General features: G+C 66.7%; 12 protein-coding genes. 6 read left to right on the top strand and 6 right to left on the bottom strand.

Annotated features, from left to right (window positions below):
• Window positions 1-85: 85 nt before the first annotated feature.
• Window positions 86-1,288: a PAS domain-containing protein gene (locus KAR29_RS12160; protein WP_274373253.1), complete on the bottom strand. Its 1,203-nt coding sequence runs from the start codon at window positions 1,286-1,288 to the stop codon at window positions 86-88.
• Between the two features lie 40 nt (window positions 1,289-1,328).
• Window positions 1,329-2,111: a 4-hydroxy-tetrahydrodipicolinate reductase gene (locus KAR29_RS12155; RefSeq protein ID WP_274373252.1), complete on the bottom strand. Its 783-nt coding sequence runs from the start codon at window positions 2,109-2,111 to the stop codon at window positions 1,329-1,331.
• A 430-nt stretch (window positions 2,112-2,541) separates the two neighbouring features.
• Here KAR29_RS12155 and KAR29_RS12150 point away from each other — a divergent pair, with 430 nt between their 5' ends.
• Together KAR29_RS12150 and KAR29_RS12145 are read left to right on the top strand one after the other, a co-directional pair.
• The gene (locus KAR29_RS12150; protein WP_274373251.1) at window positions 2,542-3,840 is read left to right on the top strand and encodes an MFS transporter; all 1,299 of its coding nucleotides are present in this window, start codon (window positions 2,542-2,544) and stop codon (window positions 3,838-3,840) included.
• Window positions 3,841-4,217: 377 nt separating this feature from the next.
• On the top strand, window positions 4,218-5,381 hold the full coding sequence (locus tag KAR29_RS12145) for a ZinT/AdcA family metal-binding protein (protein ID WP_274373250.1): 1,164 nt from the start codon (window positions 4,218-4,220) through the stop codon (window positions 5,379-5,381).
• Window positions 5,382-5,501: 120 nt separating this feature from the next.
• On the opposite strand, the gene KAR29_RS12140 is transcribed toward KAR29_RS12145, so the two are convergent.
• From KAR29_RS12140 to KAR29_RS12125, 4 genes are read right to left on the bottom strand one after another with little or no spacing between them, the layout of a single operon-like run.
• Window positions 5,502-7,058, bottom strand: coding sequence for an HAL/PAL/TAL family ammonia-lyase (locus tag KAR29_RS12140; RefSeq protein WP_274373249.1), 1,557 nt, complete (start codon window positions 7,056-7,058; stop codon window positions 5,502-5,504).
• A 43-nt stretch (window positions 7,059-7,101) separates the two neighbouring features.
• Window positions 7,102-7,650 carry a hypothetical protein gene (locus tag KAR29_RS12135; RefSeq protein WP_274373248.1) on the bottom strand — a complete coding sequence of 183 codons (549 nt, stop codon included), beginning with the start codon at window positions 7,648-7,650 and terminating at the stop codon, window positions 7,102-7,104.
• Window positions 7,647-7,901, bottom strand: a complete 255-nt coding sequence (locus tag KAR29_RS12130) for a hypothetical protein (protein ID WP_274373247.1) — start codon at window positions 7,899-7,901, stop codon at window positions 7,647-7,649. The genes KAR29_RS12135 and KAR29_RS12130 overlap by 4 nt, the downstream gene beginning before the upstream one ends.
• Before the next feature lie 31 nt (window positions 7,902-7,932).
• Window positions 7,933-9,330 (bottom strand): sodium:solute symporter family protein, encoded by a 1,398-nt coding sequence (locus KAR29_RS12125; protein ID WP_274373246.1) that lies wholly within the window; start codon window positions 9,328-9,330, stop codon window positions 7,933-7,935.
• Window positions 9,331-9,939: 609 nt separating this feature from the next.
• On the opposite strand from KAR29_RS12125, the gene KAR29_RS12120 reads away from it, so the two are divergent.
• The 4 genes from KAR29_RS12120 to KAR29_RS12105 all read left to right on the top strand — a co-directional run bounded on the left by KAR29_RS12120 (window position 9,940) and on the right by KAR29_RS12105 (window position 14,813).
• A complete protein-coding gene (locus KAR29_RS12120) occupies window positions 9,940-10,608 on the top strand; it encodes a GntR family transcriptional regulator (protein WP_274373245.1) in 669 nt (222 codons plus the stop codon).
• A 133-nt stretch (window positions 10,609-10,741) separates the two neighbouring features.
• Window positions 10,742-11,890 carry an iron-containing alcohol dehydrogenase gene (locus tag KAR29_RS12115; protein ID WP_274373244.1) on the top strand — a complete coding sequence of 383 codons (1,149 nt, stop codon included), beginning with the start codon at window positions 10,742-10,744 and terminating at the stop codon, window positions 11,888-11,890.
• Window positions 11,890-13,227, top strand: a complete 1,338-nt coding sequence (locus tag KAR29_RS12110; RefSeq protein WP_274373243.1) for a sensor histidine kinase — start codon at window positions 11,890-11,892, stop codon at window positions 13,225-13,227. Before KAR29_RS12115 ends, KAR29_RS12110 begins: the two co-directional genes overlap by 1 nt.
• Window positions 13,224-14,813, top strand: a complete 1,590-nt coding sequence (locus KAR29_RS12105) for a helix-turn-helix domain-containing protein (protein ID WP_274373242.1) — start codon at window positions 13,224-13,226, stop codon at window positions 14,811-14,813. The genes KAR29_RS12110 and KAR29_RS12105 overlap by 4 nt, the downstream gene beginning before the upstream one ends.
• Window positions 14,814-14,829 lie beyond the last annotated feature (16 nt).

Raw genomic sequence — 14,829 nt, 5'->3', positions numbered from 1 at the left:
TTGAAGGTGGCGATCCAGAAGGGGGCCGTCTCGGGGGCGATCTCCCCGATCGTCCGGCCCAGAAGGAAGGGAGCCCTCCCCCTCGTCAGGGCTTCGAAGGCGGGATTGACGTCGAGGAAGCGGAAGTCGACGGTCTTTCCCCCCTCCTCGATGCCTTCGCAGAGGGCGCAGGCGTCGCGCATGCTTTCGAAGAGGAGGCGGTAGTTCGTCTCTGTCTCGCGGCTTTCGGTGACGTCGCGGCAGAGGGCCAGAAGTCCCGTCGATCGAGGTCCCTCGACGACGCGGCAGTCGTAGAGGCGGGGGCCTTTCGGGCCGTCCATCTCCAGCGTCTCCTCGACGAGGGCCTCCCCGCGTCGGCAGAGGGCCTCGTCCAGCCCGGCCTCGCGGAAGGTCCTGCCCTCCAGGGGGGATGGGCGACGGCGAGGCTCTCCTCGGCGCGGGGAGGGGCGAAAAGACATCGGCCCGAGGAGGAGAAGCGGAAGACCCGGTCGGGCAGGCTGTCGACGAGGCTGCCGTAGAGGGCCTGAGCCGCCGTGATCTCGGCCCTCCTCCGGAGGCGTTCGCTCTCGTCGCGGACGACGACGCCCGGGGTCCTTTCCCGGCCGAGGCGCACCGGGGTGGTCTGAACGGTGACGGGGTGGGCCAGGCCCGAGCGGTCGACGAGAAGCGTCTCGGCGGCCTCGCCGGGATGTCCCTCGAGGAGGGGCGAAGGGTTCCCGTCGCCGGAGCGGAAGCGGAGAAGGGACGAGGCCGGCAGTCCCCGGGCCTCGTCGACGGGCCAGCCGGTGAGGGAGGAGGCCGCGGCGTTGAGGTCCGTCACGTTTCCCCTCTCGTCGACGGTGACGACGGCGTCCCCGATGCCCTCCAGCGTCGCCTCGAGACGGGCCTTGGTCTCCTCCAGGGCGTGGCGGGAGCGGACGCTTTCCGAGATGTCCCCGTAGAGGGCCAGAACGCCCACGACGCGTCCGCCGTCGAAGATGGGAACGGACGTCGCCAGGACGTCGACGGCCGTTCCGTCCTTGGCGTGGCGCGTCGCCGGAACCTTGACGGAACGGCCCGAGAGGATCGACTCGGTGTAGGCGACGGCTTCGCCGTAGCCCGGGGTTCCGCCGGCGACGAGGTCATCGAGGAACCGGCCCGCCGCCTCCTCGGCGTAGCCGAAGAGGCGGCAGAAGGCCGGGTTGGCCCGGAGGACGATCTGCCTCTCGTCACGGAGGACGATCCCTTCGGGCAGGTGCTCGAAGAGTCCCGTCAGAAAGGCCTCGACCCAGGGCGTTATCGGTCCCAAAGGGGCTCCTCCTTTCAGGGAGTATTCCCTCGAAAGGCCGTCAGGAGAAGGACGAAAGGGAGGTCACGACCGTTCCCGGGGCGATGCGGTCCCGTCCCCTCAGGGCCAGAAGGACGCCGGGAACGTAGACGGAGCTGCTGAAGTCCTGGACGGTGATGCGGATCAGCTCGTCGTCGCGTCCCAAGGTGATCTCGTGTTCCGAATAGGCGCCGGGGTAGGGGAGACGCTGGGAGAGGATGCGGCACCCCGCGAGGGAGGCGCCCAGCACGCCGTCGAGCACGGCCCGGCTCGCGACGGCCCCTTCGTCTCCGGCTCCTCTCTCGGCGAGGGTCATGGCCGTGCCGCTGGGGGCATTGGCCATGCGGGCCGGGTGACGGTCGACGATGGACACATAGGGGTAGTGGGAGCGGACCTTGGCCAGGAAATCGGCGACGAGATTGATGCCCAGGCCGTAGTTGGAGACGAGAACCCAGCGGAGATTCCCCTCGGCGGCGAGGCGGCGGGCCTCGGCCGTCATGGCGTCGTCGAAGCCCGTCGTGCCGATGACGACGTCGAGCCTCCTCTCGGCGTAGAGGCGCAGGTTCTCCATGATGATCGTGGCCGACGTGAAGTCGACGACGACGTCGGCCGTGGCGGCCTCGAGGCCTCGTCTCAGATCGGAGTCGCCCCGGATTCCGCAGGGAGGAAGGCCCTGAATCTGGGCCAGGTCGATGGCTCCCTCGGCGCAGAAGCCGCCGGCCAGCTCCAGATCGGGCGCCTCCAGGACCGCCCGAACGACGAGACGTCCCACGTTGCCCGTCGCTCCCGATACGAATACCTTCATGAACACGCACCTCACCTGTCTTCTTCGTCCTGTCGCGGCGGTTCGCGACGAGAGATCGCTCAAGAGGGCCCTGGGAGCGCCTCCCTCCGTCGCGGAAAAGACGACGGCGTTTCACCCTCTCGGCGGGGACCGGCCCGGAATTCCGAGGGGCTTCCTCGACGGGGGATTCCCCTCCGCCGCGGCCTGCGGGCCGTCTCTTCCCCCCCTGTGTCGCACCCTTTTTGGGTTTGTTCCATTCCTTTCAATTATTATAAAGGTTCTCGGCGAAGCTGTCTTCTCCTCGCAGCGGGGAGCCCGCCGAAAGGAAAGGGCGAGGCGGATGTCTCCGTCCTCCGGCGCCTCGCGACGAGACCCTTTGTGACGGCCTGTCGGGAGGGCAGGCCCCCTTCCGGAGGAGACGCTTTTCTGCTATGATGCCGCCTATCTGCCATTGGCAGCTATTGATAGCTGTCAGGAAAGGATGAGGCTCGTGGATCTGGAACGGTATATCGATGAGGTGGTGGCTCCCCGTGAGGCCAGGGCGACGCTCTGCCGGACCGGTCTCGCCTGGGGGCTCGTTTCGGCGGGCGTCCTCAACCTTTCGTTCGTCCTGCCGGGAGTCATGGCCGATTGGGGCCTCTCGGGGGCCCAGGCCGGAGCCCTGGCGGGACGGACCTTCATGGGCATGTTCGTCGGTGCCCTTCTGGCCGGTCCTCTGGCCGACCGATTCGGCCGTCGCCTTCTCGCCGTGGTCCTCTCCCTTATCGGCGGACTGTCCACGCTGTCGACGGCTTTCGCCGCCACGCCGGAAGCCTTCGGCCTCTGGCGCTTCCTCTCGGGCCTGAGTTTCGGCGGCCTGGGACCGGTCCTTTTCGCCGGGCTCTGCGATTTCTGCGGCCGTGGAGACCGGGGAAGGCAGCTCGTCCTCCTCGAATCCTTCTGGGCCCTGGGAGCCATGGCCGGAGCCTTCTGGGCCCTCTGGGTCCAGAGCTGGAGCTCCTGGCGGGCCGTCGTCGTCTTCCCCGGCCTTCTGCTGCCCGTGGCGCTCCTGCTGGCCCTGGGGCCCGAGAGTCCCCGCTTCCTCTTCTTCAAGGGCCGAATAGAGCCCCTGGAGCGGCGCTACGGTTCCTCCCCCCAGTCCGCCGCCCGGGTCTCCGGAGGCGAAAAGCTGACCGACGGCCCCTATCTGGGGCGGACGATCCTGATGGTCTCACTCTGGGCCGTCGTCTCCTTCGCCTACTACGCCCTCTTCCTCTGGCTGCCCAAGATCTTCGCCCTCTCCGGCGTCGGCGTCGTCCGCGCCCGATGGTTCACCCTCTTCGTCATGGCCGCCCAGCTGCCGGGCTATCTCCTGGCCGCCTGGTCCGTCGAGCGTTTCGGCCGCGTCGCGACGGCCGTCGTCACCCTGGGAGGGACGGCGGCGACGGCCCTCCTCTTCCTCTCCGTGACGGGATCGGCGGGCTACCTGACCGCCGCTGTGGCCCTCTCCGTCTTCTGCCTCGGCGCCTGGGGCGTTCTCTACGCCTGGACGCCGGAACAGTTTCCCACCTCGCTCCGCGGCGGGGCCGGAGGACTCACGGGCGCCTCGGCCAGGGCCGCCGGCATCGTCGCCCCCTTCTTCACGGGCTGGGCCTTCGACGGAGGCCTGGGCCTGACGGGAGTCCTCTCCCTCGTCGCGGCGACGATGGCCCTTTCGGCCCTCGGCGCCTGGCGCTTCGGCTTCGAGACCCGCCGCAGGGAGATCGGCTGAGGCCGTAAGATCTCTGCCGGCCTCGGGCCGCCGGGAAAAAGGATCACATGACGGCAGGGAGGCGAGGAACGTCTCGCCTCCCTGCCGTCATGTGATCCTTCCGTCGTCCTGTCTGCTGGGGATGCGCCGAGGCGCGATGCGGGATCCTCGTCGCGACCGTGCCGCGGAGGGATCGGACGGGAGCTCGCCTCGAACCCGCACCGGCGGGGCTTCAAGCGGATCTCGCTCCGGCGGGCGCGACGGCGCTTTTTCCCTGTCGGGGACGCGGATTCCGGCGAGGTCGGGGAGTTGACCGATCGTAAAGTTCTCCCTATACTGACGTTAGTTTGAGGCCTCAAACTAAGGACTTCTTACCGTTGAAGAGGAGTGAGATTTTCATGTTCAATAAAAAGGGTTTTTCGGCCCTTCTTTTCCTGCTGCTTTCTCTCATGCTTCTCGGAGGATGCGGCGGGAGCGATTCCCCCGGCGCCCTCTCGGCCTGGTCCGGCGGCTGGCGGACGATGGTCTCCTATCTCGATGATCCCCTCGTTCAGGCGGCCTGCGAGACCGTGGCCGACGCCGCTCCGGGCTACGGCACGGGAGGCGTCACCCAGTTCCTGAAGAACATGTACCGCTGCGATTTCTCCGCCATGGAGATCAGCGGCGGTTCCGTGACCTTCTTCGACGAAGAGGGGAGCGAGCTGGAGACGGTCCTTTACCGTGCGGCCGGAACGGCTCCCATGGCGGGTTACGAAGGCATGAACTGGTCCCTTTTCGAGGCCGTCACCCAGCCTGAGGAGGGCTGCCGCTACCTGGCCGCTACCGAAGTCCACGGCGGCGACGGAGAGGGCATGGAGCACTGGCACTTCCGCTGCGGCGACGCGAGCTTCGAGGCCCTCGTCGGCGAGGCGGCCGACCCCCTCTGGTGGCCCACGGCCGTCGCCGATGACACGGCGGCCCAGGTCGTGGCCGACGACATCCTCTCCGAAGTCGACGCCTACGTGGCCATGCTGGGCGAGCCTCTCTCGGCCTGGAAGGGGACGTGGGTCTCCGTCGCCTCCTTCCTCGACGACCCGGCCATGGACGCGGCCTATGACGCCGTCGCCGCCGAGGCCCAGGCCGCGGGGAAAAATCATGACGCGGCCTCCGTCAAGGCCTTCCTGGAGGCCATGTTCGAGACGCCCTTCGCCTTCGTCGTCGTCGAGGGCGACGCCCTCTCCTTCCTCGACGCCTCCGGGGCCACCCTGGCCCGGGTTCCCGTGAGCTACGAGGGACAGGTCGCCATGGTCGGCTACGACGGCTACTACTGGGAGCACTTTCAGGCCCGGGAGGCCGTCGCCGGCTACGGGCGCCTCCTCATGTCGGCAGTCCATTCCGACGGAGAGGACGCCATGGTCCACTGGCACCTCCGCTTCGGCGACGGAACGGCCGAGGAGCTGGCCCAGGGGCTGGACAAGGGGCCTCTCTGGTTCCCCACCTGCGCCGGAGAGGAGACGACGGTCGAGTCCTTCGCCGAAGACGTGCTCGGCGAGGCCGCGGCCTACGCCCAGATGCTGCCCTGAGACAATGCCGTCGTCCTTACCCGGAAAGCGGGGCGGACGGCAGATCGCTGGAGGGAACGGGCGGTTCCGCCTCTGCGGCGGAGCCGTCCGTTCCCTTCTTTCTCCTGTCCGTGGGGAAGATCAGAGGGGCAGTTCTCCCGTGACGGACCAGGCCGCCTCGAGAATCTCCCCTCCGCCGACCATGACGGCGATGGCCTCGATGAGGGGCTCCATCATGACGTCCTGCCCGACGAAGGGGACGTCGCGCCGGATCCGGTCCCGCACGGCCGCCGTCGCCGGTGCCGCCCGGAGATCGCCGTAGAAGTCCTGGGCCTGACAGGCGTCGAGGAGCTCGATGGCCAGGATGTAGCGGAGCAGCCGGGCCGATCGGTAGAGCTTGACGGCCGCTCCCGCGCCCATGCTGGTGTAGTCCTCCTGGTTGGCGCAGGTGAAGCCGTTGTCGACGGTGGCGGGGTGGGCCAGAAGCCGCATCTCGCCCACCAGGCCCGCCGCGGCGTACTGGGGGATCATGAGACCGTTGTTGACGCCGGGATCGACGCAGAGGAAGGGGGGCAGTTCGCTGACGTGGCGGTTGACGAGGCGGTCGATGCGTCGCTCCGCCATCTTCGCCAGGCCTGCCAGGGCGATGGCGGCGCCGTCGGCGGCCATGCCGACGTAGGAGCCGTCGGCGTTGCAGGCCATGAGAGCCTCGGCGCCGCCGTCGACTTCGACGATGAGGGGATTGTCGACGGAGGCGTTGAGTTCGATGTCCAACGTCCGGGCCATATCGTCGAGGAGCTGTTTCGCCGCCCCGTGGAGCTGGGGGATGCAGCGCAGCGAGAGGGCGTCCTGGACGCGGTGTCCCCGGTAGCGGGCCACGATCTCGCTCCCTTCGAGCAGCTTTCTCACGTTCGATGCCGTCGTCGCCTGATAAGGGTGGGGGCGAAGCCCGTGAACCCTTTCGTCGAAGGCCATGAGGGTTCCCTTGAGAACTTCCAGGGAGAGGGCTCCGGCGATGTCGGCCGTCCGGGCGCCGACGAGGGCGTCGTAGAGGCCCAGGGCCGCCAGGGCCGTCACCGTCGTCGTTCCCGACACGAGGGTGAGCCCCTCCTTGCTGGCCAGAGTCACCGGTTCGAGGCCCTTTTCCGCCAGGGCCTCGGCGGCCTTTCGCCGCCCCTTCCCGTCGAGGACGAAGCCCTCGCCGATGAGGGCGCAGCCGATATGTCCCTCGTGGCAGATGTAGCCCACCGATCCGTGGGCGGGAACGAAGGGGGTGACGGAGCCGTTGAGCATGGCCGCCAGGAGGCGCAGCGGGGCCAGCCCCATCCCCGTGTGGCCCGTCCCGAAGTGCTGGAGCATGACGACCATCATGGCCCGGACGCACTCCTCTTCGAGAGGCTCGCCGACGGAGCAGGCGTGGGAGAGGACGTGGTTGCGCTGGATGCGGTCCCTCTCCTCCCGGGCGATGTAGCGGTTCCAGTTTTCGCCTAGGCCGGTCGTGATGCCGTAGAGGGCCCGCTCCTCCTCGGCGAAACGTTCGACGTGGGCCCGGCCTCTTTTGACGCGTTCCACGTAGGGCGGCGAGAGTTCGACGCGGGCGCCGTGGCGGGCCACGGCGACGACGTCCTCGATGGAGAGGGGCTTTTCGCCGAGCCGGACCTCTTCGATGGACGAGGCCTTTTTCCAGTTTTTTGCCATGACGAGGGGACCTCCAGGGTGTGGGTTGCCGCGACGGTCCGGTTCAGAAGGCCCGGCTCGTTCCCCATCCGTCGGCGGCGATGGGAAGATAGCGGATCCGTGTCCCCTCGACGGGGACGCCGTAGAGGGCGACGTAGAAGGGGCGGTGGACGGTCCGACGGCCGACGAGGTTGATCTCGGGGTAGCCGCCGACGCGCCGTCTCAGGACGCGGAAAACGAGTCGCCTCCCCCGGCTTTCCATCTCCTCGGGAGAGACCGTCGCCGGCTGGACCTGTCCCTCGTCGACGGTGACGTCGACGAGCCCTTCGGGCAGCTCCTCGGCCCAGGCCGCGGCGCCCGTCGTCCCGTTGGCGATGACGCGGCAGAGCTGACGCTTTCTCTGTCCGTCGCCGAAGAGCCTTCGGGCGATGACGTTGGGGCTGTGAAGGGCCTCGTATTCGAGGAGGGCATACTCGACGAAATGGGAGCGGAGTTCATGGAGATCCGTTCCCCTCAGCAGGAGCTTGCCGATCCAGTTTCCCTTCCCCTCGGCCCTCGCCAGGGCCTCTTCGCGGCTCAGGACGAGGGGAAAGGTTCGGACCGTCACCGTCATAGGCCCTTCCCGTTTTTCTGGCGGTGGTTCCCCATGAAGGCCAGAACGTGACGGACGTAGGTCAGGAAGATGACCGTGACGGCAGCCATGACGGAGTAGGGGATCAGGGTGCCGACGATGAAGTCGTTCTCCGTCTTGAGGGCGTAGAAAATGAGGCCGACGATGGCCAGATAGAGGGCGATGAGAAACCCGTCGAGGCCCAGCCATTCGATTTCCAGGTCCTGGCGGAGTTTTTTGACGGCGTCGTTCATGTCCGTTCCTCCCTTTCGATGGGAACTTCGGTCAGGCCTTCAGGGCCTCTCCGTTGCGGTCCTCGCCGATGCGGTTGCCGATGAGCCAGGCGAGGAAGGAGGCGGGAAGGGCCAGAAGAAGGGGTTCGACGGCGGTGATCTCGGGGAAGAGCTTGAGGAGCCCGAAGAGTCCGCCGCCGACGACCATGGAGAGAATGCCGCCCGTCTCCGTCTTGCGTCCCCTGCCGACGAGGCCGCCGACGATGGGGACGAAGGCCGCCGACATCCAGATGCTGCCCACGAAGAGGAAGGCGTCGTAGGCCAGCTTGAAGCGGAAGGCCACGGAGAGGCCGATGATCCCCAGGAGGACGACGGCGAGGCGCGTGTAGGCGACGATCGTCTTCTGGGGCAGCGAGGCGATTCCTCTGGCCCTGGCATAGATGTCGTTGGCCAGCGTCGTCCCGCCGACGAGGTAGTAGCTGTCCAGAGTGGAGATGATGGCCCCGACGAGGCCCACGATGAAGAGGCCCCGGATGCCGACGGGCATGTGGGAGAGGACGAGGCGCACATAGGCGACCTCGGGCTGGGCGTCGGGGTAGAGGGCCTTGACGATGACGCCCGTGGTGCAGATGACGATGTCGAAGGCGATCCAGATGCAGAAGCAGGTCAGCAGGGCCCTCCGTCCGACTTTGGGCGAATGGGCCGCCGAGAAGCGCTGGTAGAAGGTGGGATCGGCGTAGGGGGAGAAGCAGAAGACGACGAGCATGACGGCCTTCCAGAAACTCATGCCCCCTGTGGGGTGCATGAGGGGGGCGTTCTCGCCGAGGGCCGTCCTGAGTCCGGCCCATCCGCCGATATCGCCGAAAAGTCCCGGAAAGACCATGGTGACGCTGAAAATCATGCAGAAGAAAAGAAGCATGTCGGTGACGGCGACGCCCATGAGGCCGCCCAGGACGGTGAGGACGACGACGAGGGCCACCATGATCGTCCCTGCCGTGACGTTGCTCACGCCCCAGGCGGCCTCTCCGATGTAGCCCACGGCGGTGATCTCGCCGATCTGGGCGCAGACGAAGAACATGAGGACGGCGCCCAGGAGGGCCGCCTTGCGCCCGTAGAGGCTCTCGAGGAGATCGGGCACGGTGATGTCGGTGCGGATCTGAATTCGCGGTCCCACCCAGAGGGCCAGGGGCATGCGGATCAGGTGGGCCCCGATGGACCAGATGGCCCAGGTGGAGAGGCCGTAGACGGCGGCGTAGCCCACCGTTCCCACGACGCCGATGCCTCCGTACCAGGAGGCGGCCAGAGTGCCGACGACGAGGGACCAGGGGAGGCTCCGGTTGGCCAGGTAGTAGCTCTCCATATCCTTGGCCGTCTTGGAGAAGTAGTAGCCGATGGAAAGGACGAGAAGCACGAAAAACACGATGATGGCGTTGTCCAGCGGACCCAGCACGGTGAACCCTCCATTCCCTGCACGGAAGTCTCTGAAACGGATGGGGCCCCTTCGGCGGAGGAGACTTTTCCCGATGCCTCACCTCCATCTGATATTTCAGATTTATAATTGATATTTCTATTGCGATGCAAGAATATCACGGTCGGGGCGAAAAGGGCAATGGCGAGGCGCTCCTTTTCGCCCGTCTTTTCGTGTCCTTGAGACGTCCCGGTCCGCCTGCCCGAAAAGGGCCCTCCCGTGTCTCGACGGCGAGGCGCTCCGGGGACGGACGTTTCCGAACCGGACCGGCGCGGACGAGGCGATCGCCGCGGCTCCTCCGGCGGAAGGCGCTCTGCCGGGCCTGTTCCGCCAGGTCCCTGAAAAGAGCCCTTTCGAGGTCCCCGGGGTTTGCTGCCCCTCCATCGGCGGGCGGGGGGCCTCGCGGCGGGGAGAGGGTGTCGGGGATCGGGAATGGCTGCGGCCTGACGGCGGGTTCCATCGTCGTGCCGGGGGGAGGGGGAGGGTTTTCCGCCTGCCCGGTCCTGCCGATCCCTTCCGTCAGGGCCCCTACGTTTCCGGGGGAAGATGGGGTAAGATCGTCTCCTGAATACCCTATGGGGAGGGTTTTTTTTGAAAAACGACAGAGCGCAGGTGACCCTGAGGGAGAAGGTCTATGACCTGCTCCGGGAGGAGCTGGCCTCGGGCCGTCTGAAGCCGGGAACCTACATGGACATCAACAGGCTTCTCGAGAGTCTCAACGTCAGCCGCACGCCCCTGCGGGACGCCCTGATCCTCCTCGAGGCCGAAGGTGTCGTCACGATCTATCCCCGTCGAGGCGTCATGATCAATCCCGTCACGCGCGAGGGGATCCTCCACGCCTACCAGATCGGAGCCGGGCTGGAGTCGGTCCTCCTCAGCTCCGTCTTCGACTACATCGCTCCCGCCCATGTCCGCAGGATGAAAGAGCTCGTCGACGAGGCCATGGCCCTTTTCGCCCGCGACGACTACAGCCGGGCCGTGGAGCTCAACCTGGCCTTCCACAACGTCTTTCACGAGCTTTCCGACAATCCCCTCCTCCGGCAGGAGATGGACAAGCTCTACAACAGGCTCTTCTACTTCCCCGCCCGCTCCTTCGACTCGGAGATCGTCAAGCGCCAGGAGCGGGAGTACTGGCAGGAACACCTTCAGATCATCGATTTCATCGGACGGGGGTGCCGTCTCGAGGCCGCCGATTTCCTCCGCGACGTCCACTGGGCCGTGAAGGAGGACTACGTCGCGGCCCTCCACACCCTGCTCTGAAGAGGCCGGTTCAGATGGTCAATTTTTCCTGATCGCCTCTGCTTGTTCCTCCTGGAGAGAAAGGCTTATGGTGGGATCGCCCCTCAAGGGGCGATCTCTTTCTGCGTGGCGCAGGAACGAGGAGGTGTTCGCCATGCCGGGAAGCTATTTCATGCCCCCCGTCAATCTCATCGAGCGGGGCGCCCTGCGCAAAGTCGGCTTCTGGGCCCGCTCTCTGGGCGGGAAGAGAGCCCTTGTCGTGGCCTCTCTGGGGGCCTTCGGCGAGAGCCAGGGCCGGAGCGTTCTCGAGGTTCTGGAGGAGGCCGGTCTGGCGGGAAGCGTCTGGGCCGGAGCGGGGCCCAACCCGACGGACCTCATGGTCGCCGAGGGGGCCGGGCGCTATCGGTCCGACGGCGCCGATTTTCTCGTCGCCGTCGGCGGGGGCAGCGCCATGGACTGCGCCAAGGCCATCGGTCTCGTCGTCACGGGCGGAGGCGTCATCGCCGACTACGAGGGCCTTCATCGGTCGGCGAAGGATCTTCCCCCCCTGATCGCCGTCAACACGACGGCGGGGACGGGGAGCGAGGTGACCAACGCCGCCGTCATCACCGACACGGAACGCCACGTCAAGATGACGATTCTCGACTGGCGCATCACGCCCCGTCTTTCCGTCAACGACCCCGAGATGATGGTCTCCATGCCCCCCTCCCTGACGGCGGCCACGGGCATGGACGCCCTTTCCCACGCCGTCGAGGCCTACGTCTCCATCCAGGCCTCGCCCATCACCGACTCCCTGGCCTACAAGGCGACGGAGCTCATCTTCCGCAACCTTCCCCGGGCCGTCCGCGACGGAGGCGACATCGAGGCCCGCGAGGGGATGTGTCACGCCGCCTTCCTGGCCGGTCTGGCCTTCAGCAACTCGGGGCTGGGCTATGTCCACGCCCTCTCCCATCCCCTGAGCGCCCGTTACGATCTGGCTCACGGCGTCGTCAACGCCGTTCTTCTCCCCGCCGTGGAGCGCTTCAATCTTCCTGTGGCCATGGACAAGCTGGCCTATCTGGCCCGAGCCATGGAGGTGGCCCTCTCCTGGCGTTCGGAGCGGGAGAACGCCGAACGGGGCCTGAAGGCCATGGAGGGCCTGAGGAGCGAGATCGGCCTCGCCGGGCGTCTGGCCTCCCTGGGCGTCCGCCTCGACGACCTTCCCGGTCTGGCCAGGGAGGCGTCGCTGGAGATCGTCGGCAAGGGCAATCCCCGCGAGGGCTCCGTCGCGGCTCTCGAACAGATCTATCGCGATGTTTTTTGATGTTTTTTGAGGAACAGGACAAAGAAGAGGACAGGAAGAGCCTTTTTGGGGTAAAGTCGTGGCGGAGGGAGCTCCTCTCCCTCAAATTTCTCACGCTTCCCCTGGAGGTGATTCGCCTGACCGAGGTGGCCTACGGCTCTCTCGAGTGGTGGCAGCAGGTCGTCGATGTCGACATGCTGCAGGAGATCATCGATCGATTCGCCACGTCGCTCCAGTGCGGTGCCGTACTGACGACGACGGAGGGCGAGCCCATCACCAATCCCAGCAACTTCACCTCCTTCTGCCTCAAGGTCCGCGAGACCCGCGAGGGGCGGAGACGCTGCTTCCAGAGCGACGCCCAAGGGGGGAAGAAAGGGCTCGGGGTGGGAAACTTCCAGACCTACCGCTGCCACTGCGGCCTCATCGACACGGCCATCCCTCTCATCATCGAGGGACGGCTGGTGGGCGTCCTTCTCGTGGGCCAGGTCAAGGTGCGCAACTACACCCGAGAAGAGGCGGAGGAGCTGGCCCGGATGCGGTGGGACTTCTCGTCCGACCCCGACGACCTCGTGGAGCGATTCCTCAAGGTGCCCGTCGTCGACGAGGAGCGCGTCAGCAGCGGAGGAGCCCTCCTGCGCCTCGTCGCCTCCTATGTGGTGACCCTCTGCGAGCGCCGCCTCACGGAACGGAGCCTTCTCCAGAAGGGAATCGCCCTCATGAAGGAGCAGATGGACCGGGAGAGCCTGGAGCGGAACCTCAAGCAGAGTCAGGCCCGCAACCTCCATCGCCAGCTCAATCCCCATTTCGTCTTCAACACCCTCAACACCATCAGCCGCCTGGCCATGTTCGAAGGGGCCGATCAGACGCGGCAGCTGACGGTCCAGCTCGCCGAGTACCTGCGCTACATCCTGCGCAAGCAGTCCCAGGAGGAGCTGGTTCCCCTCGCCCAGGAGCTGGAGTGCATCGGTCATTTCATGGAGATCTACAAGGTCCGCTTCGGCGATCGCCTCTCCTTCTCCGTCGAGGCCACGGCCGAGGCCTCGCGGGTCCGCGTCCCCTTCATGGTCCTTCAGCCCCTCGTCGAGAACGCCGTCGTCCACGGCATCGAGCCCTCCCTCGATCCGGGCGTCCTCGAGGTCTCCTGCCGGATCGCCGGAGGCCGTCTCGTCATGCGCGTCGCCGACAACGGCGTGGGCTGCGACGTCGATCACCTCCAGGCGGGCCTGGGCATCGCCAACGTCCGCGAGCGCCTTCAGCTTCATTTCGGCGACGATGTCGTCGTCGCCATGGAGAGCGCTCCGGGCCGGGGAACGACGGTCGAGGTCCGTCTGCCTCTCGCCGAGGAGGTTCCCCTGTGAACGGGAAGGCCTATCGGGTTCTCGTCGTCGAGGACGAGCCCCTCGAACGTCGTGCCCTCGAGATGGCCCTGGCGGCCATGAGGGCCGACGAGCCCATAGAAGTCAGGAGCGCCGCCAACGCCCCCCAGTTCGAGGCCCTGGCCGAGGAGTGGGAGCCCGACGTCGTCCTCCTCGACATCCGCATCCCCGGAGGAGACGGTCTGACGAGCCTGCGCAGCCTCAGGGGGCGGGGTTTCTCGGGACAGGTCGTGGTCCTCACGGCCTTCGACGTCTTCCAGTACGCCCAGAAGGCCATGGGACTGGGCGTCACCAGTTTCCTCGTCAAGCCCGTCGGAGAGGAGGCCTTCGGGGAGACGCTGACCAAGGTCTTTCAGAACGTGGCCGACAAGCGCAACCACAAGGCCCAGTTCGACCAGATCCGGGAGTTCGTCGAGCGCAACCGGGGCGCCTTCGCCATGGGCATCATCCAGGACCTGCTCCGGGAAAAGGGGATCGAGGAGAGCGTCGTCGGCATCATGTCCAGCCTGGGCCTGCCTCCGGCCCGCCCCTGCTTCCTCTTCGGCATCGTCTGTCTGGCCGAGGAGGAGGACCGCAAGGGGGAACAGCTCTTTCTGTGGGAGGCCTTCGAGAGAATTCTCGGGCCTGAAGTCGTCGTCGTCCCCTGGCGGCGCTCGTCGGCCCTCCTCTTCATCCCCTCGGGCGAGGCCATCGCCGAGCCCGATTTCGTCGCCTCCCGCCTTCTGGGGATCATCTCCAGCCGAGGCTTCGAGGCCAACGTCGTCTACGGCGGTCGCCTCCGCACCCTGGAGGAGATGGCTCCGGCCGTGACCCAGGTCGAGGAGGGACTCGAGGAGAGCCTCCTGGGGGGGACGGGGCGCGTCGTCATGCGCGACGCGGCGCCCGATCCCGAGCCGGCCGATCCCTCGCCGGCCCTGACGCAGTTCGGCATGTTGGCCTTCCAGGCCCAGATCGTCGAGGGTTTCTCCCACGGCCAGCCCGATCTGATCACCAAGGGGAGCCGAGCCCTGAGCGACGCTTTGGCCAAGATCGCCTTTCAGGACGTGGAGCTGGCCAAGATGCTCATCCTGGGGCTGATGGGTCAGGTCTGCCAGATCCTTTTGAGTCTCAAGTGCGACTCGGGATCGGTCCGGGCCTGGTCGCGGCGTCAGCTCCTCAACCTGCTGGCGCCCAACACGCCCGTCGGGCTCAACCGCATCTTCTCCCAGGCCCTCGATCAGGCCTGGAACGTCAGGGGAAGCGCCAGCGACACGGGCTCCATGATCATCCAGCAGTCGCTGACCTACATCCGCGAACACTACGAGGAGGTGACGCTCGAGAGCGTCGCCGAGGCCGTCCACGTCAGCCCCTCCTACCTGAGCCGCCTCTTCCGCAAGGTCCTCCATCGCCGCTTCGTCGACGAGGTCAAGGGCATCCGCATCGAGCGGGCCAAGGGACTTCTTGCCCAGGGCCATTCGGTCCGCGACGTGGCCATCTCCGTCGGCTACGGCAACATCGCCTACTTCAGCACCCTTTTTCGCCAGATGACGGGGCGCAGTCCCAGCGAATACCGGCGGGAACAGGAGTAGGGCCAGGTCAAAAAAA

The sequence above is a fragment of the Aminithiophilus ramosus genome, assembly GCF_018069705.1.
GTDB lineage: Bacteria > Synergistota > Synergistia > Synergistales > Aminithiophilaceae > Aminithiophilus > Aminithiophilus ramosus.
Note: the sequence above shows the minus strand (reverse complement) of the source record. Positions and strands in the feature narration are given on the sequence as shown.

What these genes read in the sequence shown, in the direction of transcription:
- KAR29_RS12155 (WP_274373252.1), bottom strand. Translation starts at nt 2,111, where the DNA reads ATGAAGGTATTCGTATCGGGAGCGACGGGCAACGTGGGACGTCTCGTC.
- KAR29_RS12145 (WP_274373250.1), top strand. Translation starts at nt 4,218, where the DNA reads ATGTTCAATAAAAAGGGTTTTTCGGCCCTTCTTTTCCTGCTGCTTTCT.
- KAR29_RS12140 (WP_274373249.1), bottom strand. Translation starts at nt 7,058, where the DNA reads ATGGCAAAAAACTGGAAAAAGGCCTCGTCCATCGAAGAGGTCCGGCTC.
- KAR29_RS12135 (WP_274373248.1), bottom strand. Translation starts at nt 7,650, where the DNA reads ATGACGGTGACGGTCCGAACCTTTCCCCTCGTCCTGAGCCGCGAAGAG.
- KAR29_RS12130 (WP_274373247.1), bottom strand. Translation starts at nt 7,901, where the DNA reads ATGAACGACGCCGTCAAAAAACTCCGCCAGGACCTGGAAATCGAATGG.
- KAR29_RS12115 (WP_274373244.1), top strand. Translation starts at nt 10,742, where the DNA reads ATGCCGGGAAGCTATTTCATGCCCCCCGTCAATCTCATCGAGCGGGGC.
- KAR29_RS12110 (WP_274373243.1), top strand. Translation starts at nt 11,890, where the DNA reads ATGTTTTTTGAGGAACAGGACAAAGAAGAGGACAGGAAGAGCCTTTTT.